The sequence below is a fragment of the Nocardioides sp. TF02-7 genome, from assembly GCF_022437945.1.
Lineage (GTDB): Bacteria > Actinomycetota > Actinomycetes > Propionibacteriales > Nocardioidaceae > Nocardioides.
Window position 1 is genome coordinate 412,317 of record NZ_CP092535.1, and the last position, 17,677, is coordinate 429,993.

Consider the following 17,677-nt stretch of genomic DNA (forward strand, 5'->3'; position numbering starts at 1 on the left):
GGGGGTCAGACGCGGGCGCCGTTGAGCGCCTGGCCGACGGCGGCGACGAACGCCGGGATGTCGTCGGGCTTGCGGCTGGTGATCAGGTAGTCGTCGACGACGACCTCCTCGTCCACCCAGTTGCCGCCGGCGTTGCGGATGTCGTCGGCGAGGCTCGGCCAGCTGGTGAGGCGTCGGCCCTCGACCAGCCCGGCCGACACCAGCAGCCAGGGGCCGTGGCAGATCACGGCGAGCGGCTTGCGGGCCGCCGCGACCTTGCGAGCGATGGTCTGCGCGCGTCCGTCCATCCGGAGGTGGTCGGCGTTGACGGTGCCGCCGGGGACGACCAGGGCATCGATGCCCTCGACGTCCAGGTCGTCGAGGCTGCCGTCGACCGGCACCTTCTCCGAGGCCTCCACGTCGCCGTTGACCGCCTGGATCGGCTCCCCCGACGGGGAGTGCACCAGCACCGTCGCACCCGCCTCGCGCAGCGCGTCGCGGGGGCTTCACCAGCTCCGGCTCCTCGAAGTAGTCGGTGGCGATGATCGCGACGGTCTTGCCGGACAGGTAGGGCACGGGATCCTCCAGGGGAACGAGAAAAAGGGGCAGTGCCCCCGGTACCCGCGCCCGACTCCCGCAGACCGGTCAGGCCGGCACCGTGCCGGTGAGCGCGCGGGCGACCTCGAGGGACAGGTCGACGGAGCGCCGCGTCCAGGTCCCGCCGGCGCCGGCCAGGCCGCACGCGGGCGACACGAGCAGCCGCTCGCCGCCCTGCTCCGGTTCGAGTCCGACCATCTCGAGCCACCGCAGCACCCGCTCCGCGACCGCGGAGACCGAGGGCGGGCGGTCGGGGTCCTGCGCCGGGACGACGCCCAGCGCGACCACTCCCCCGGCCTCGAGCGCCTCCGCGAGCGCGTCGTGGCCGGCCGCGCCGACGAGCGACAGGTCGACCGCGAGGCCCACCGCGCCGGCCCCGCGCAGCAGCGCCAGCGGGGCGTCGGCCGCGCAGCAGTGGACCCAGGGCTCGGCTCCGGCGTCGCGGGCAGCACCGAGCACCCACTCGAGCACCTCGCTGGCCTCCGGCGGGTGGACGGCGCGGTGCTTGCCGAAGCCCGACGCGGTCGGCACGGCGCCGGCCAGCACCGCAGGGAGGGCGGGCTCGTCCAGCTGGAGCACGACCCGGTCGGCGCCCGGCACCCGGCGGCGTACGTCGGCGACGTGGTCGGCGACGCCGAGCGCCAGCGCCTGGGCGAGGTCGCGCCGCGCCCCGTGGTCGGCGACCACCTTGTCGCCGCGGGGCCGCTCGACGGTGGCGGCCAGCGTCCACGGTCCGGCGACCTGCACCTTGACCGGCCCCGTGTAGCCGTCGGCGAGCTCCTCGAACGTGTCGAGGTCCTGCGCGAGCAGGCTCCGCGCCCGCCGCTGGTCGAGCGCCGGGGCACCACTGGTGCCGGTGAGGCGCCACCCGGCCGGTTGGAGGTCGGCGTCGAGCTCGGCGACCAGGCCGATGGCGCGGCCGATCATCCCCGCCGGAGCACCGCGCCCCGGCACCTCCGGGACGAACGGCAGCCCCTGCTCGGTGCCGAGCCGGTCGAGCACCAGCCGCACCGCCTCGTCGAGGTCCCGCTGGTCGGACCCGGGGAACGAGCCGACACCGGTGGCGAGCGCCATCAGGCGGGCACCCGCTCGGTGGCGGCGATCGTCGCCGAGCCGACGACGCGCGTGCCCTGGTAGAGCACCACCGCCTGCCCCGGCGCGATCCCGTACGCCGGGTCGAGCAGCCGGACGTCCACCTCGCCGTCGTCGCCGACGTGGACGACGGCCCGGTGCTCCTCGCCGTGGGCGCGCAGCTGCACGGTGACCTCGACGCCCTCGGGACCGGTCGCCAGCGGCGCGCCGCACCAGCGCGGCCCGTCGGCACGGAGCCGGTCGACCGCGAGCCGCTCCCGGGGCCCCACGGTGACGGTGCCGGACACCGGCTCGATGTCGAGCACGTAGCGGGGCCTGCCGTCCGGGCGCCGGCCGCCCGATCCGAAGCCCCTTGCGCTGGCCGATGGTGAACCCGTAGGTGCCGTCGTGCCGGCCGAGCACGTCGCCGGTCGCCTCGTCGACGACGGCGCCGCCGTGGTTGGGGGCCCGGTCGCCGAGCTTCTCCCGCAGCCAGCCGGTGTTGTCGCCGTCGGCGACGAAGCAGATGTCGTGGCTGTCGGGCTTGTCGGCCACCAGCAGCCCCCGGTCCGCGGCCTCGCGGCGCACGTCCGCCTTCGCGGTGTCCCCGAGGGGGAACAGCGAGTGCCGCAGCTGCCGCTCGTCGAGGACGCCCAGCACGTAGGACTGGTCCTTGCCGGCGTCGACCGCCCGGTGCAGCTCCACGCCGCCGCCGGGCGTCTCGGCCAGGCGGGCGTAGTGGCCGGTCGCGACCGCCTCGAACCCGAGCGCCAGCGCCCGGTCGAGGACCGCGGCGAACTTGATCTTCTCGTTGCAGCGCAGGCACGGGTTGGGCGTCCGCCCGGCCGCGTAGGTGTCCATGAAGTCCTCGACCACCTCGTCGTGGAAGCGGTCGGAGAGGTCCCAGACGTAGAACGGGATGCCGATCACGTCGGCCGCGCGGCGCGCGTCGTTGCTGTCCTCGATGGTGCAGCAGCCGCGTGCCCCGGACCGGTAGGAGGCAGGGTTGCGCGAGAGCGCCAGGTGGATCCCGGTCACCTCGTGCCCGGCCTCGACGGCGCGTGCGGCGGCGACGGCGGAGTCGACCCCGCCCGACATCGCGGCGACCACCTTCATCGCGGCCACCTCACAGGCGCGCGGCGCGGGCGCGCTCGACGCAGGGGCCGATCGCGTCGACGAGCGCGTCGACGTCGGCCTCGGTGCTCGTGCGGCCGAGGGAGAACCGCAGCGAGCTGCGGGCCGCCTCGTCGTCGCGACCCATTGCGAGCAGCACGTGGGAGGGCTGCGGGACGCCGGCGGAGCAGGCGGAGCCGGTCGAGCACTCGATGCCACGGGCGTCGAGCAGCATCAGCAGCGAGTCGCCCTCGCAGCCGGGGGAAGGCGAAGTGCACGTTGCCGGGCAACCGGTCGACCGGGTCGCCGTTGAGGACGGCGTCGGGCACGGCGCGGCGTACGCCGTCGACCAGGCGCTCGCGCAGCTGCATCAGCCGGGCCGCCAGGTCGGCCTGCCCCTTGACGGCCAGCTCGACCGCGGCGGCGAAGCCTGCGATCGCGGGCACGGCGAGGGTGCCGCTGCGCACGTCGCGCTCCTGGCCGCCGCCGTGGACGAGCGCGGTCACCTCGAGCTCGCGCCGCACCACCAGGGCGCCGACGCCGAGCGGTCCCCCCGACCTTGTGGCCGGTGACGGTCATCGCGTCGACGCCCGACGCGGCGAAGCCGAGCGGCACGGCGCCGAGGGCCTGCACGGCGTCGGTGTGCACGGGGATCCCGTGCTCCGCGGCGATCGCGACGACCTCCGCGACCGGCTGCACGGTGCCGACCTCGTTGTTGGCCCACATCACGCTGAGGAGCGACACCGTCGCCGGGTCCCGGTCGACGGCGGCCTCCAGCGCGGCCAGGTCGACCCGGCCCGCCCCGTCGACCGGCAGCAGGTCGAGCTCGGCCTCCTCGTGCTCGACGAGCCAGTGCAGCGGGTCGAGCACCGCGTGGTGCTCGACCGCCGACGCGAGGACGCGCCGCCGCCGCGGGTCGCCGGCCCGCCGCGACCAGTAGAGCCCCTTGACCGCGAGGTTGTCGGCCTCGGTGCCGCCGGAGGTGAAGACGACCTCGCCGGGGCGGCAGTCGAGCGCCTGGGCGATCCGCTCACGCGCCTCCTCGACCACGCGCCGGGCGCGGCGGCCGGAGGCGTGCAGTGAGCTCGGGTTGCCGACGTCGTGGAGGTGGGTGCTCATCGCCTCGACGGCTGCCTCGACCATCGGCGTGGTCGCAGCGTGGTCGAGGTAGACCGTGGGGACGTCGTTCATGGCCTTCCCAGGGTACGGCGCCCGGCCAGGCACCCACGAACCAGTGGTCCGCTAGGACTCCGTCACTTGCCGAAGCCGGCCGTGAGGCCGGACAGCAGGAACCGCCGGCCGATGAGGTAGACGACGAAGATCGGCAGCAGCGAGAGCGCGACGGCCGCCATCAACCCGGGGATGTTGGTGCCGTACTGCCCCTTGAACTCCCACAACCCCTGGGTCAGCACCCGCTGGTCGGGGCTGTCGAGCAGGACGAGCGGGAAGATGAACCCGTTCCACGCCGTGAGCGCGGTGAACACGGTGGCCGTCATGATCGGCGGCTTCGACAGCGGCAGCACCAGCGTCAGCAGGGTGCGCAGCGGCGTGGCGCCGTCGAGCGCCTGCGCCTCGTAGAGCTCGCCCGGGATGTCGCGCATGCCGTTGGTCAGCACGAGCATCGAGGTCGGCATCGCGAACGCCGCCGTCGGCAGCACCACCGCGGTCAGGGGTGTCGTGGAGGCCGAGCTGGCTGATCAGGAAGTAGACCGGGACGATCGTGGCCTGCGCGGGGATCGCCAGCCCGATCAGCATCAACGAGAACGCCTGCTGCGTCACCCGGCTGGTCCCCCGCACCACGGCGTACGCCGCCGGCACGCAGAGCACCAGCACCACCGCGACCGTGCCCACCGTCACGAGCACGTTGTTGACGAAGTAGGTCGGGAAGTTGCCGTCGAGCACCTCCCGGTAGTTGTCGAGCGTCGGGTCGCCGGGGAAGGCCAGCGGGTGCCCGTCGAGGTAGCTCTCCCGGGTCCGGAAGGTGGTCGCCAGCAGGTAGTAGAGCGGCACCGTGACCACGGCCAACCACGCGAGCGCGGCCACGAACGCGATCAGGTTGGGCGGCGTACGACGGCGCGTGCCCCGGACCCGCTCGGGAGGTGCGCCCACCGTCTCCGGCCTCGTCAGCGTCGTCGCCATCACAACCCCTCCTGCTGGCTCGACATCGACCGGTAGCCGGTGAGCCGGACGACCGCGAACGACAGCAGCGCACCGAGGACGACCAGCAGCACGGCGATCGTGCTGGCGTAGCCGGCCTCGAAGCCGCGGAAGCCGGTGATGTACATGTGCAGCGGCGCGATCCGGCTGGCCGTGCCGGGCCCTCCGTTGGTGAGGATCAGCACCGTGTCGAAGGTCGTCAGCGAGCCGACGAGGATCATGATCGTCGACGTGACCATCGTGTAGCGCAGCTGCGGCAGGGTCACCCGGAAGAACTGCTGGACCCGGCTCGCGCCGTCCATCGTCGCCGCCTCGTAGAGCACCTTCGGGATCGCCCGCGCCGCACCCTGGTAGAGGAGCGTGTGGAACGGGACGTACTGCCAGGCGATCACCCACACCACCGTGTAGAGCACCAGCTCCTGGTCGCCGAGGAAGTTGACGTCGCCGACCAGGGGCAGCGACGGCGTCACCCCGAAGTTGAAGTCCACGAACCGGTTCCACAGCAGCGCGACCGCGGCCGTCGACAGCAGCAGCGGCAGGAAGAACAGCGCGGACAGCAGGGCGCGGTTCCGCTGCTGCCCTGCCGCCCACACCCCGATCAGCAGCGCGAGCGGCGTCTGTAGGAGCCAGCTGCCGACCGCGACGAAGATCGTGCGCCGAAGCGCGTCCCACGCCTCCTCGTCGTCGAGGAGGCGCTGCCAGTTGTCGGTGCCGTTGAAGACCGGGCTGAGGAGCGGGTCGTAGTCGGTGAAGCTCAGGTACCCGACCAGCCCCAGCGGCAGCACCGCGAAGCAACCGAAGAACAGGATGAGCGGCAAGGCGTACCAGGCCGAGGGCCTGATGTCGTGTCCCCGCTTCACACGAGTCCCTTCTACCCGATCGGGTGGCGTCCGGCTACTGACCGGACATCGCCTCGACGAACCCCCTCCGGGGTCTGGTCGCCCAGGAACACCGCCGTCAGCTGCTCGAGCATCCGGGTCGCCTGGTCCGAGGGCAGGTCCTGGTCCCACGAGAGCTGGAAGCTCTGGGCGTTGAGGACCAGGTCGTAGACCCAGGTCGCGTGCTCGGCGTTGGCGGTCTCGGCCAGCTTGTCCTCGATCCCGACGACGACCGGGACGTCGCCGATCTCGATCAGCTCGTCGACGTACTCCTCGCTCGCCATCTGCTCGAGCAGGTAGTCCTCGCCGACCTCGGCGTTCCCGGAGTCGGCGGAGATCGAGTACATGTTCGCGGGGTTGCCGACCACGTTGCTCGGGTCGCCGGAGCCGCCCTCGATGGTGGGGAACGGGACCCACCCGAGGTCGCCGCCCTCGACGAACTCCGGCGACTCGCTCAGCTGGTTGGTGTACTCCCACGTGCCCATCAGGTGCATCGCCGCGTCACCGCGGGCGAGGATGGCCGACGCACCACCGGCGTCGTAGTCGACCGACTGGAAGGCGTCGCCGAAGCCGCCGGCGTCGATCAGCTCGCGGAGCATGGTCAGCGCCTCCACCATCGCCGGGTCGCCCCACGCGCTCGCGTCGCCGTCGCGGATCGCCTGGAACACCTCGGGGCCGGCGAGCCGGTCGAGGATGTACTCGATCCACATCAGCTCGGTCCACGCCTGGGTGCCCGCGAGCGCGATCGGTGTGATGCCCTCGCCGGAGAACGTCTCGACGAGCGAGAGGAGGTCGTCCCAGGTCTGCGGCGGCTCGACGCCGGCGTCCTCGAACACGGCCTTGTTGTAGTAGAGGACGACCGGCTGCGTGCCGCGCATGGGGACGCCGTAGGCGGTGCCGTCGAGGGTGGCCACCTCGAGCACGCTCGGGATGAACGAGTCGCGGAAGTCGGGGTTGTCCTCGAACAAGCCGCTGAGGTCGCGGACCTCGCCGGCGTCGACGTACTCCTTCAGGTTGCCGCCGCCCCAGTTGAAGAAGATGTCGGGCGGGTTGCCGGAGCCGAGCGCGGTGCGCAGCCGCTCCTTGTAGGGGTCGTTGCCGTAGGTCTGGAGCTCGACCTCGGCGTCCCGGTCGCCCTCGTTGAAGCGGTCGATCGAGGCCTGCTGGACCTCGTTGACGATGCCGTCCTCGAGGGCCCACAGGCGGACGGTTCCGTCGCTGGCGCCGCTGTCGCCACCACAGGCGGCGAGGGCCGCTGCCAGCCCGATGCCGGTCAACCCGGCGACCACACGAGACAGCCGGCGGTTGCGGACCATCCCCCTCACCCACTTCCTCCTCGGGTTGCGACGCTTTCGAAAACTATCGCAACTTCAACTCGTGTTGTGACAGTATTCACACCGCCAGGTGGTGTCAATGGCGATGTCGGCGCCCCGCTGCAGCGTGGATCGACATCGCAACACTTTCGATACAGTCGGTCGGCAAGCGTCGCGAGCGGCGCCGAGGAGGGGTTCGGATTGGCGAGGTCGGCAGGCCAGCAGGAGTCGCGGGGCGGCAGGGAGCGGATGACCCTCGCCCGGATCGCGGCGGAGGCAGGGGTCTCGCTCCCCACGGTGTCGAAGGTCGTCAACGACCGGCACGACGTCGCCCCGGCGACGAGGGCCAAGGTCCAGCGGCTGCTCGACGAGTACGACTACCTCCCCGTACGACGGCGCGCACCGGTCGACCGGGCGAGCGCCGACCTGGTCTTCACCGCGCTCGACAGCCCGTGGGCGATCGAGATCATCCGAGGTGCGACCGAGTCCGGGCTCGACCTCGTCGTCTCGTCGATGAGCGGCCCGGGCGGGACCCACTGGGCCGAGCGGGTCGCCCGCGCCGGCCGCGGCGGCGCCATCCTGGTCACCTCGCACCTCACCCCGGCCAACCGGCGGGTGCTGACCCAGGCCCGGGTGCCCCTCGTCGTGATCGACCCGGTCGACCTCCCCGAGCCGGACCTGCCGAGCGTCGGCGCGACCAACTGGGCCGGCGGCCTCTCCGCCACCCGGCACCTCATCGACCTCGGTCACCGCCGGATCGGCATGGTCGCCGGGCCGGCCGACTACCTCTGCAGCCGCGCCCGGGTCGACGGCTACCGCGCGGCCCTGGAGAACGCGGGGCTCCAGGTCGACGACAGCCTGGTCCGCAACGGCGACTTCCACCACGAGGGCGGCTACCGGCAGGCGCGCGCCCTGCTCCAGCGCGAGGACCGGCCGACCGCGATCTTCGCGGGGGAGCGACGAGCAGGCGATGGGCACGATCGAGGCCGCGCGGATGCTCGGGCTGAGCGTCCCGCACGACGTCAGCGTCGTCGGCTTCGACGACCTCCCCGCGGCGCGGTGGTCCTCTCCCCCGTTGACGACCGTGCGGCAGCCCCTGGCCGACATGGGACGGCAGGCGGGCCGGATGCTGCTGCGGCTGATCCACGACGAGCCGCTCGACAACAACCGCGTCGAGCTCGCCACCCAGCTCGTCGTCCGCGCCTCGACCACCGCGCCCGCGTCATGACCGGCCCGAACAGCTGGCGGGACCCAGCCGCTCCCCCTCGACGAGCGGGTCGCCGCGCTCCTGGCGCAGATGACGATCGAGGAGAAGCTCGCCCAGCTCGTCGGCGTCTGGGTGGGCGTCTCCGAGACCGCCGGCGACGTGGCCCCGCACCAGCACGACTTCGCCGAGCCGCTGCCGCCGTGGGAGGAGCTCACCCGGCCCGGGCTCGGCCAGCTGACCCGCGTGTTCGGGACGGCGCCCGTCGAGCCGAGGAAGGGCGCCGAGGTGCTGGCGCGGACCCAGCGCTCGCTCGTCGACGGCAGCCGGCTCGGCATCCCCGCGATGGCGCACGAGGAGTGCCTCACCGGGTTCACGGCCTGGCAGGCGACCGTCTTCCCGACGCCGTTGGCCTGGGGGGCGGCGTTCGACCCCGGGCTGGTCGAGGAGCTCGCCCACGGCACGGGGCTGCTGATGCGGTCCGTCGGCGTCCACCAGGGCCTGGCCCCGGTGCTCGACGTCGCCCGCGACCCGCGGTGGGGCCGCACCGAGGAGACCGTCGGGGAGGACCCCTACCTCGTCGGCACCATCGGCGCCGCGTACACCCGGGGGCTCGAGCGGTCGGGCGTCGTCGCGACGCTCAAGCACTTCGCCGGGTACGCCGGGTCGCGGGCGGGGCGCAACCACGCGCCGGTGTCGATCGGGCCGCGGGAGCTGCACGACGTCGTGCTGCCGCCGTTCGAGCAGGCACTGCGGGAGGGCGGCGCTCGCTCGGTGATGAACTCCTACGCGGAGATCGACGGCGTCCCTCCGGCCGCGGACCCCTGGCTGTTCACCACGCTCCTGCGGGACGAGTGGGGATTCACCGGCACGGTCGTGTCCGACTACTTCGCCGTCTCGTTCCTCGAGAGCACGCACGGTGTGGCCGGCAGCCCCGGCGAGGCGGCCGTCGCCGCGCTCCGGGCCGGCATCGACGTCGAGCTGCCGACGGTGCGCTGCTACGGCGCCCCGCTCGCCGAGGCGGTCGATGCCGACCCCTCGCTCGTCGCCCTGGTCGACCGGGCGGTCACCCGTGTGCTGCGACAGAAGGGCGAGCTCGGCCTGCTCGACCCCGACTGGAGCGAGCAGCCTCCGGCGCTGGCCTCCGACGACCCGGTCGACCTCGACCCGCCCGGCCAGCGGCGGCTGGCCCGGGAGCTCGCCGAGCGCTCGGTCGTCCTGCTGGCCAACCACGGCGTCCTCCCTCTGCACGGCACGCGGCGGGTCGCCGTCACCGGCCCCTGCGCCGACGACGTGCTGTCGCTGATGGGCTGCTACGCGTTCCCCAACCACGTCGGGGTGCTGCACCCGGAGGTCCCGCTCGGCATCGAGATGCCGACGCTGCTGGCGGCGCTCCGCACGGAGCTCGCCGGGGCCGATGTCGGGGTCACCCCCGGCTGCCCGGTGCGCGACATCGACGAGAGCGGCATCCCGGCGGCCGTGGCGGCCGCAGCGACGGCCGACGTCTGCGTCGCGGTCGTCGGCGACCGCTCCGGGCTCTTCGGGCGCGGGACGTCCGGCGAGGGCTGCGACGCGGAGTCGCTGGCGCTGCCCGGCAGTCAGCAGGCGCTGCTCGACGCCCTCCTCGGGACCGGCACCCCCGTGGTCGTCGTGGTGCTCTCGGGCCGGCCCTACGCCCTCGGCCGCGCCGCCGACGAGGCAGCGGCCGTCGTCCAGGCCTTCTTCCCCGGCGCGGAGGGCGCTGCCGCCGTCGCCGGCGTGCTCAGTGGCCGGGTCAACCCCTCGGGCCGGCTCCCCGTCCAGGTCCCGCGCCAGCCGGGCGGCCAGCCGTCGTCGTACCTCGCGCCGGCCCTCGCCGGTCACACCGACGTCAGCGCCGCTGACCCGCGGCCACGGTTCCCGTTCGGGCACGGCCTGTCCTACACGTCGTTCGTCTACGACGACCTGTGCGTGGACGACCGGCCGGCCGCCGACCGGCTCGTCGAGGTGCCGGTCGACGGGTCCGTCCGGCTCTCCTGCGTCGTGCGCAACACCGGCGACCGCTCCGGTGCGGAGGTCGTGCAGCTCTACCTGCACGACCCGGTCGCGTCGGTCACCCGGCCGACGCGCCAGCTGATCGGCTTCGCCCGGGTGGAGCTGGACGCGGGGGGCGTCGGCCAGGGTCACCTTCGACGTCGACCTCGACCGCACCTCGTTCACCGGTCGCGACCTGCGGCGCGTCGTCGAGCCCGGTCGGCTCCACCTGCTCGTCGGCTCGTCGAGCGAGGCGATCCGGATGACCGCGAACCTCGACGTGGTCGGCGAGCCGCGCTACGTCGGCCGCGACCGGGTGCTGTCGACACCGGTCACGGTCGAGGACCTCTGAGGCTCACAGCAACACGAGGTCGTCGCGGTGGACGACCTCGCGCTCGTAGGCGGCGCCGAGCTCGAGCTTGAGCTCCTTGGTCGAGCGGCCGAGGAGCGCGGGCAGCTCGGTGGCGTCGAAGTTGACCAGCCCGCGCGCGACGACCGCGCCGTCGGGGCCGACCAGGTCGACCGGGTCGCCGGCGACGAAGGTGCCCGTCACACCGGTGATGCCGGCCGGGAGCAGGCTCGCCCGGCGCTCGACGACGGCGCGGACGGCGCCCGCGTCGAGCTCGACCGCGCCCTTGCCCTCGGTGGCGTGGCGCAGCCAGAGCTGGCGGGTCGGCCGCCGCCGGCCGGTCGCCGAGAACAGGGTGCCGACCTGCTCACCGGCGAGCGCGGCGCCGGCCCGGTCGGCCGAGGTGAGCACAACCGGGATGCCGGCGCCGGTGGCGATCCGGGCCGCCTCGATCTTGGTGACCATCCCGCCCGTGCCGACGCCGGCGGCCCCTGCCGAGCCGATCGTCACGTCGGCGAGGTCGGCCTCCGACCGCACCTCCTGCACCAGCCGGGTGCCGGGGCGGTGGGGCGGGCCGTCGTAGAGACCGTCGACGTCGGAGAGCAGCAGGAGCAGGTCGGCGTGGACGAGGTGGGCGACGAGCGCCGCGAGCCGGTCGTTGTCGCCGAAGCGGATCTCGGAGGTGGCGACGGTGTCGTTCTCGTTGACGATCGGCAGGACGCCCAGCTCGAGCAGCTTGGTGAAGGTCTGGTGGGCGTTGCGGTAGTGGGAGCGGCGGGTCACGTCGTCGAGCGTCAGCAGCACCTGGCCGGCGATCAGTCCGTGCCGCGCGAGCTCCTCGGTGTAGCGGTGGACCAGCAGACCCTGCCCCACCGACGCGGCGGCCTGCTGCGCGGGCAGGCTCCGCGGCCGTCGGGCGAGGCCGAGCGGTGCCAGGCCCGCGGCGATCGCTCCCGACGACACCAGCACCACCTCGGCCCCACGCGCCCGCGCGCCGGCGAGGACGTCGACCAGCGCGCTCATCCGCGACGGGTCGATGCCGCCGGCGGCGGTCGTGAGCGAGGACGAGCCGACCTTGACGACGACCCGGCGGGCGCCGGCGACGGCCGCCCGGTCACTCACCGGGGTCCTCCTCCAGCCACGCCTCGTCGTCGGCGACGGTGTCCGGGTCGTCCTCGGAGCCGATCTCGTAGGTGAGCGGAGCGGCGTCGATGCGCCGCGCCACGTCGGCCCGGGTCTCGCCCTCCTCCCGCTCGGCCATCGCCTCCTGGATCTCGCGCCGCCGACGGGCGGCCGGACGCTCCTCGTGGAACCGCTCGTCCTCGCCGCGCCGCGCCAGGTTGCCCGCGCCGGCGTCGATGCCCGGCTTGAAGTCGAAGACGACGGAGTCGTCGGGGTGCCCGATCAGGACGGTGTCGCCCTCCTCCGCGCCCAGCTCGAGCAGCCGGTCCTCGACGCCGAGCCGGTTGAGACGGTCGGAGAGGAACCCGACGGCCTCGTCGTTGCTGAAGTCGGTCTGCCGGACCCAGCGCTCGGGCTTCACGCCGCGCACCCGCCAACCGGCCCCGGTGCGGGTGACCGTGAACTGGTCGTTGTCGACGCCCTTGGGGCGCAGCACGATCCGCTCGGCGACCGACGTCTCCCGCTCCGCACGGGCGGCCTGGACGATCTCGGCCATCGCGAACACCAGCTCGCGTGTGCCCTCCCCCGAGGCGGCGGAGACGTCGAAGACCCGCAGGCCGCGGCCGCGGAGCTCCTCGACCACCATCGCCGCGATCTCGCGGCCGTCCGGGACGTCCACCTTGTTGAGCGCCACGAGGCGCGGCCGGTCCTCGAGGCCGCCGTAGCGGCGCAGCTCGTCCTCGATGATGTCGAGGTCGTCGACGGGGTTGCGTCCCGGCTCGAGGGTGGCGGTGTCGAGCACGTGCACCAGTGCCGCGCAGCGCTCGATGTGGCGCAGGAAGTCGTGGCCGAGGCCGCGGCCCTCGGCCGCGCCCTCGATCAGCCCGGGCACGTCGGCCACCGTGAACGTCGTGTCCCCCGCGGTCACGACGCCGAGGTTGGGCACCAGGGTGGTGAACGGGTAGTCGGCGATCTTGGGCCGGGCGCGGGAGATCGCCGCGATCAGGCTCGACTTGCCGGCGCTCGGGAACCCCACGAGACCGACGTCGGCGACGACCTTGAGCTCGAGCACCACGTCGAGCTCGTCTCCCGGCTCCCCGAGGAGGGCGAAGCCGGGCGCCTTCCGCGACGCGGAGGCGAGGGCCGCGTTGCCGAGGCCGCCGCGCCCACCCTGGGCGATGACCAGCTCGGTGCCGGCGCCGACGAGGTCGGCGATGACCTCGCCGCCGGGGTGGCTCACCACGGTGCCGTCGGGGACGGCCAGCACCAGGTCGGCGCCGTGGGTGCCGTTGCGTCGGCCGCCGGCGCCGTGCCCGCCGGGCTCGGCCCGGCGCTTCGGGCTGTGGTGGTAGTCGAGGAGGGTGGTGACGTCGGGGTCGACCCGCAGGATCACCGACCCGCCCGGACCGCCGTTGCCGCCGTCGGGGCCGCCGAGGGGCTTGAACTTCTCCCGGTGCACCGACGCGACGCCGTTGCCCCCGCGGCCGGCGGCCACGTGCAGGGTCACCCGGTCGACGAAGGTGGGCACGGCCATGGGGATCAGTCTCTCAGTGAAGGTCGAGGAGGGGGTTCCTCGGGCTCGAAAATGGCAGGAGCGGCGCCGAACCGGCGCCGCTCCACGCGTCTCGAGCCCGAAGGACTGCCTACTCGACGGGAAGGATGTTGACGACCTTCCGGCCGCGCCTGGTGCCGAACTCGACCGAGCCGGGGGCCAGCGCGAACAGCGTGTCGTCGCCGCCGCGGCCGACGTTGTCGCCGGGGTGGAAGTGGGTCCCGCGCTGGCGGACGATGATCTCGCCGGCATTGACGACCTGGCCGCCGAACCGCTTGACGCCGAGCCGCTGGGCGTTGGAGTCGCGGCCGTTCTTGGTGGACGCCGCGCCCTTCTTGTGTGCCATCTCTTCAGTCCTTCGGAAGTGGTGAGACCCGGTCGGGGACTCAGAGCTTGATGTCGGTGACCTTGACCTGGGTGTACTTCTGGCGGTGGCCCTGCCGCCGCTTGTAACCGGTCTTGTTCTTGTACTTCTGGATGACGATCTTCGGGCCCTTGGTGGCGCCGAGCACCTCGACGGTCACCGCGGCGTCGCCGAGACCGCTGGTGGTGACGGACTCGCCGTCGACCGCCATGACCACGGGCAGCGTCAGGGTGTCGCCGACGGGCGTGGAGACCTTGTCGATCTCGATGACGTCGCCGACAGCGACCTTCTGCTGCTTCGCGCCTGCGCGCACGATCGCGTACACCGCGGTCTCCGTTCCTAGTCTCACTTCACGGGTGTCACTTCACGTCTTGGTCTGCGGCACACGACGGTCCACGGCCCGCGAGGGCCCCGGATCGCGATGCCGGGCAGAAACGGGCGCGACCAGCGCGCACCGACGTTCCATAGTACGGATCCCCGTCGACCACGGCAAAACGCCGTGGCCCACCGCGCCCGGGTCAGCGCTTGCGGGTGCCCCGCTTCTTCACCGGCACGTGCTCGACCTGCGGCTCGTCGGACACCTCGGCCCCTCCGGCCCCCTCGGAGCCCTCGGAAACCTCGGAAACCTCGCCGCCGTCGGCCGCGTCGCCGTCGGAGGCCGCCTGTCCGTCGGCCGGTGCCGGCTCCCCGGCCGGCTCCTCGGCCGGCTCCTCGGTCACCACCGGCGGGCCGGCGGGGCGGCTGGCGGCGCGGCGCCGGGTGCGGGTCACGACCTTGGTCACCGGAGCGGGCGGGGCCTCCTCCGGCTGCTCCTCGGCGGTGTCCTCGGCGGAGTCCTCCGCGGTGGACGGCTCCGTCGCGGGCGCCTCGGCCACCGGCTCGGGCTGCGCGGGTCCGGGCTGCTCGGGCTGCTCGGGCTCGGTCTGCTCGGTCTGTGCCTGCTCAGGTCGTTCGGCGGGCTGCTCCGGCCGGTCGGCGGGCTCCCCGTCCTCCGCAGGGGGCTTCGCCATGGCGGCGATGTCCTTCGGCGACGGCACCGCCTTGGGGCTCGCGCTCTCGTCGGCCTGGTCGGGCTGGCCGCCGCCCTTCCCGCGCCGGCGGCGTCCGCCGCCGCGCCGGGAGGACTCCTCGTCGCCACCGCGGCGCGGCTCGACGGGCAGCTCGTGGACGATGAGGCCGCGGCCCTGGCAGTGGTCGCAGGTCTCGCTGAACGCCTCGAGCAGCCCGGTCCCGATCCGCTTGCGGGTCATCTGGACCAGGCCCAGGGAGGTCACCTCCGCCACCTGGTGGCGGGTGCGGTCGCGGCCGAGGCACTCGACCAGACGACGCAGCACCAGGTCGCGGTTGGACTCGAGCACCATGTCGATGAAGTCGACGACGATGATGCCCCCGATGTCGCGGAGCCGGAGCTGCCGGACGATCTCCTCGGCCGCCTCGAGGTTGTTCTTGGTGACGGTCTCCTCGAGGTTGCCGCCCGAGCCGGTGAACTTGCCCGTGTTGACGTCGATGACCGTCATCGCCTCGGTGCGGTCGATGATGAGCGAGCCACCCGACGGCAGCCAGACCTTGCGGTCGAGGCCCTTCGCGATCTGCTCGTCGATCCGGTACGCCGCGAAGACGTCCGGTCGGGTCTCCCCGTCGACGTCGGTGCGGTAGTGCTCGAGCCGGTCGGCGAGGTCGGGCGCGACGTGCTCGACGTAGCCGTGCACGGTCTCCCAGGCGTCGTCGCCCTGCACGACGAGCTTGGCGAAGTCCTCGGTGAACAGGTCGCGGACGACCTTGAGCGTCAGGTCGGGCTCGCCGTACAGCAGCTGCGGCGCGCTGCTGCCCTTCTTGGACTTGGCCTCGATGTCCTCCCACCGGGCCTTGAGCCGCTCGACGTCACGAGTCAGCTCCTCCTCCGAGGCGCCCTCGGCGGCGGTGCGGACGATCACGCCTGCGGACTCGGGGACGATCTCCTTGAGGAGGGTCTTGAGCCGGGCGCGCTCGGTGTCGGGGAGCTTGCGGGAGATGCCGCTGGTGGTGCCGTCGGGCACGTAGACCAGGAACCGTCCGGCGAGGCTGATCTGGCTCGTGAGCCGGGCGCCCTTGTGCCCGACCGGGTCCTTGGTGACCTGGACCAGCACGGTCTGGCCGGACGTCAGCACCGACTCGATCTTCCGCGGCTCGCCGTCCTTGTGACCGAGGGCCGACCAGTTGACCTCGCCGGCGTACAGGACCGCGTTGCGGCCCTTGCCGATGTCGATGAACGCCGCCTCCATCGAGGGCAGCACGTTCTGCACGCGCCCCAGGTAGACGTTGCCGATCAGCGAGGTCTGCGACTCGCGGGCGACGTAGTGCTCGACGAGGACCTTGTCCTCGAGCACACCGATCTGGGTCAGGTCGTTGCGCTGGCGGACCACCATCACCCGCTCGACCGACTCCCGGCGGGCGAGGAACTCGGCCTCGCTGATGATCGGCGCCCGGCGCCGCCCGGCCTCCCGGCCCTCACGACGGCGCTGCTTCTTCGCCTCCAGGCGGGTCGAGCCGGAGACCGCCGTGATCTCGTCCTCCGCGGAGCGGGCCTTGCGGACCTTGGTGACGGTGCCGGGCTCGTCGGAGCCGTTGTCGGAGTCGCCCTCCCGACGGCGCCGACGACGGCGGCGCGAGGAGCTCGACTGGCCACCCTCGCCGGCGTCGCCGTCGGCGGCCGACTCGTCCTTGGGACGGTCGCCCTCCTGCTTGTCCTGCTTGTCCTGCTTCTGCTTTTCCTGCTTGCCCTGCGCCGCGGCACCGTCGGTGGCCTGCTCGGCTGGGTCGTCCTGGCCGGTCTGGCCGTCCTGACCGGCCTGGTCGGAGCTGCCGCCGCCGGACTTGCGGCGACGACGCCCGCCGCGGCGGCGACGCCGCCGGCCGGACCCATTCCCGCCCTCGTCGCTCTCGTCGGCCTCGTCGTCGTCGCTCTCCGACTTGTCGTCGGTGTCGGTGTCGGCGTCGGGCTCCGTGGTCTCGGCGTCGGTTTCGGCGTCGGTCTCGGGCCGGAGGTCGGGCTCCGTGGTCCCACCCTCGGCAGCGGCAACGTCCTCAGCCACCTCTGCGGCCCCGGTGTCGTCGGGGGGCTGCGTCGGCCGCCGCGGTCGGGTCGGCGTCGGCAGCCGGCGTCTCGGCCGGCTCGACGGGCTCGGCGGCGACCCGCTTGGCGGCCGGCTTCCTCCGGCGGCGGGTGGTGGTGACCGGCTCCGGCGCCTTGAACAGCGGCATCGTGACCGCCTGGTCCTCCTCGGCCGGCGCCTCCTCGACCGCGGGCTCCTCGGCGGGCGGCTCCTCGGCCACGGGCTCCTCGGAGGGCGGCTCGTCGGCCACGGGCTCCTCGACCACGGGCTCCTCGGCGGCCGCCTTCGCCTTCGGCTTGGCCGTCGTCTTCTTGGCCGGCTTCCGCTTCGCCGCGGCCTTCTTCGCCGGCTTCTTGCGCGCCGGCTTCTCGGGGGCCGTCGTCTCGGAGGCCGTCGTCTCGGGGGCGGCCTCACCGCCGGGCGCCGCGGCTGCGACTGCCTCGTCGGGGCCGGGGGTCGGGTTGTCGACGGTGTCGCTCGGGTCGACGGGCGTGTCAGCCATGTGCTGCTCCTCCGCCCCGGCCGCCTCGCGGCGCCCCGGGGCGTGTCCATCGCCGTCCGGAACCGGGCAGGCCGGGTCCGACAGGCGCAAGCCTTCGGTTGGACGACACCCTCCGCGGAGCGTCACTGGGGACCGACCCCCCACCTACCGCGGTCGCGCTGCGCCGGAGGGTTTCCCCGGTCACGGACCGCTGTCACCGATCCGTCCGCCCGCGTCGCGGTCTGGTGAGGTCTCGACCTCCACCGTGCCGGCCCCGCATTCCACTGCGGACCCGGCGAGAACGTCGTCGAACCGGTCCGTACGGTTCCTCGTCGGAGGGTCCGCCGTACGAGCCGATCTGTGCCGAGTATCGCACAGGGCCCCCACGGGCC

At 73.5% G+C, this 17,677-nt stretch carries 14 protein-coding genes and 6 pseudogenes; 4 read left to right on the top strand and 16 right to left on the bottom strand.

Going from position 1 to position 17,677, the window contains the following annotated elements; all coding sequences use genetic code 11:
* Positions 1-5 precede the first annotated feature (5 nt).
* The 7 genes and pseudogenes from MF408_RS02150 to MF408_RS02170 all read right to left on the bottom strand — a co-directional run bounded on the left by MF408_RS02150 (position 6) and on the right by MF408_RS02170 (position 4,421).
* A complete protein-coding gene (locus MF408_RS02150; RefSeq protein ID WP_240250082.1) occupies positions 6-449 on the bottom strand; it encodes a DJ-1/PfpI family protein in 444 nt (147 codons plus the stop codon).
* 175 nt (positions 450-624) lie between these two features.
* Entirely contained in the window at positions 625-1,650 is a 1,026-nt protein-coding gene (locus MF408_RS02155) for a methionine synthase (RefSeq protein WP_345893828.1), read from the bottom strand.
* A pseudogene (mnmA, locus tag MF408_RS02160) lies at positions 1,650-2,745 on the bottom strand (tRNA 2-thiouridine(34) synthase MnmA). The gene MF408_RS02155 and the pseudogene mnmA overlap by 1 nt, the downstream one beginning before the upstream one ends.
* Positions 2,746-2,773: 28 nt before the next feature.
* Positions 2,774-2,995 (bottom strand): aminotransferase class V-fold PLP-dependent enzyme, encoded by a 222-nt coding sequence (locus tag MF408_RS26505; RefSeq protein WP_345893829.1) that lies wholly within the window; start codon positions 2,993-2,995, stop codon positions 2,774-2,776.
* Between the two features lie 73 nt (positions 2,996-3,068).
* Positions 3,069-3,287: pseudogene (locus tag MF408_RS26510) on the bottom strand (cysteine desulfurase NifS); the annotation flags it as partial.
* 82 nt (positions 3,288-3,369) lie between these two features.
* A pseudogene (locus MF408_RS26515) lies at positions 3,370-3,951 on the bottom strand (aminotransferase class V-fold PLP-dependent enzyme); the annotation flags it as partial.
* 62 nt (positions 3,952-4,013) lie between these two features.
* On the bottom strand, positions 4,014-4,421 hold the full coding sequence (locus tag MF408_RS02170) for an ABC transporter permease subunit (RefSeq protein ID WP_240250083.1): 408 nt from the start codon (positions 4,419-4,421) through the stop codon (positions 4,014-4,016).
* A 59-nt stretch (positions 4,422-4,480) separates the two neighbouring features.
* Here MF408_RS02170 and MF408_RS02175 point away from each other — a divergent pair, with 59 nt between their 5' ends.
* A complete protein-coding gene (locus MF408_RS02175; RefSeq protein WP_240250084.1) occupies positions 4,481-4,639 on the top strand; it encodes a hypothetical protein in 159 nt (52 codons plus the stop codon).
* A gap of 259 nt (positions 4,640-4,898) precedes the next feature.
* On the opposite strand, the gene MF408_RS02180 is transcribed toward MF408_RS02175, so the two are convergent.
* From MF408_RS02180 to MF408_RS02190, 3 genes are all read right to left on the bottom strand, one after another.
* Positions 4,899-5,777 carry a sugar ABC transporter permease gene (locus tag MF408_RS02180; protein ID WP_240250085.1) on the bottom strand — a complete coding sequence of 293 codons (879 nt, stop codon included), beginning with the start codon at positions 5,775-5,777 and terminating at the stop codon, positions 4,899-4,901.
* 11 nt (positions 5,778-5,788) lie between these two features.
* Positions 5,789-7,111 (bottom strand): extracellular solute-binding protein, encoded by a 1,323-nt coding sequence (locus tag MF408_RS02185; RefSeq protein WP_240251588.1) that lies wholly within the window; start codon positions 7,109-7,111, stop codon positions 5,789-5,791.
* A 374-nt stretch (positions 7,112-7,485) separates the two neighbouring features.
* Positions 7,486-7,686 (bottom strand): hypothetical protein, encoded by a 201-nt coding sequence (locus tag MF408_RS02190; protein ID WP_240252208.1) that lies wholly within the window; start codon positions 7,684-7,686, stop codon positions 7,486-7,488.
* 389 nt (positions 7,687-8,075) lie between these two features.
* On the opposite strand from MF408_RS02190, the pseudogene MF408_RS02195 reads away from it, so the two are divergent.
* The 3 pseudogenes from MF408_RS02195 to MF408_RS24760 all read left to right on the top strand — a co-directional run.
* Positions 8,076-8,336 (top strand): annotated as a pseudogene (locus MF408_RS02195) (substrate-binding domain-containing protein); the annotation flags it as partial.
* A gap of 69 nt (positions 8,337-8,405) precedes the next feature.
* Positions 8,406-10,414 (top strand): annotated as a pseudogene (locus MF408_RS02200) (glycoside hydrolase family 3 N-terminal domain-containing protein); the annotation flags it as partial.
* Positions 10,415-10,514: 100 nt separating this feature from the next.
* A pseudogene (locus MF408_RS24760) lies at positions 10,515-10,677 on the top strand (hypothetical protein); the annotation flags it as partial.
* A gap of 3 nt (positions 10,678-10,680) precedes the next feature.
* On the opposite strand, the gene proB reads toward MF408_RS24760, so the two are convergent.
* The 6 genes from proB to MF408_RS02230 form a co-directional block, all read right to left on the bottom strand.
* Positions 10,681-11,796 (bottom strand): glutamate 5-kinase, encoded by a 1,116-nt coding sequence (gene proB, locus MF408_RS02205; RefSeq protein ID WP_240250087.1) that lies wholly within the window; start codon positions 11,794-11,796, stop codon positions 10,681-10,683.
* Positions 11,789-13,330, bottom strand: a complete 1,542-nt coding sequence (gene obgE, locus MF408_RS02210; RefSeq protein ID WP_240250088.1) for a GTPase ObgE — start codon at positions 13,328-13,330, stop codon at positions 11,789-11,791. Before obgE ends, proB begins: the two co-directional genes overlap by 8 nt.
* A 109-nt stretch (positions 13,331-13,439) precedes the next feature.
* A complete protein-coding gene (rpmA, locus tag MF408_RS02215) occupies positions 13,440-13,694 on the bottom strand; it encodes a 50S ribosomal protein L27 (protein WP_240250089.1) in 255 nt (84 codons plus the stop codon).
* Between the two features lie 40 nt (positions 13,695-13,734).
* On the bottom strand, positions 13,735-14,037 hold the full coding sequence (gene rplU, locus MF408_RS02220; protein WP_240250090.1) for a 50S ribosomal protein L21: 303 nt from the start codon (positions 14,035-14,037) through the stop codon (positions 13,735-13,737).
* A 193-nt stretch (positions 14,038-14,230) separates the two neighbouring features.
* Complete coding sequence (locus MF408_RS02225) at positions 14,231-16,783, bottom strand: Rne/Rng family ribonuclease (protein ID WP_345893830.1); 2,553 nt, start codon at positions 16,781-16,783, stop codon at positions 14,231-14,233.
* A complete protein-coding gene (locus MF408_RS02230) occupies positions 16,776-17,306 on the bottom strand; it encodes a hypothetical protein (protein ID WP_240250091.1) in 531 nt (176 codons plus the stop codon). The genes MF408_RS02225 and MF408_RS02230 overlap by 8 nt, the downstream gene beginning before the upstream one ends.
* Positions 17,307-17,677 lie beyond the last annotated feature (371 nt).

Excerpts from the sequence above, each read along its gene's own strand:
- MF408_RS02155 (WP_345893828.1), bottom strand. The coding sequence starts at position 1,650 with ATGGCGCTCGCCACCGGTGTCGGCTCGTTCCCCGGGTCCGACCAGCGG.
- MF408_RS26505 (WP_345893829.1), bottom strand. The coding sequence starts at position 2,995 with ATGCTGCTCGACGCCCGTGGCATCGAGTGCTCGACCGGCTCCGCCTGC.
- MF408_RS02185 (WP_240251588.1), bottom strand. The coding sequence starts at position 7,111 with ATGGTCCGCAACCGCCGGCTGTCTCGTGTGGTCGCCGGGTTGACCGGC.
- MF408_RS02190 (WP_240252208.1), bottom strand. The coding sequence starts at position 7,686 with ATGGCGCCGCCGCGGCCGGCGCGGGCGACCCGCTCGGCCCAGTGGGTC.
- obgE (WP_240250088.1), bottom strand. The coding sequence starts at position 13,330 with ATGGCCGTGCCCACCTTCGTCGACCGGGTGACCCTGCACGTGGCCGCC.
- rpmA (WP_240250089.1), bottom strand. The coding sequence starts at position 13,694 with ATGGCACACAAGAAGGGCGCGGCGTCCACCAAGAACGGCCGCGACTCC.
- MF408_RS02230 (WP_240250091.1), bottom strand. The coding sequence starts at position 17,306 with ATGGCTGACACGCCCGTCGACCCGAGCGACACCGTCGACAACCCGACC.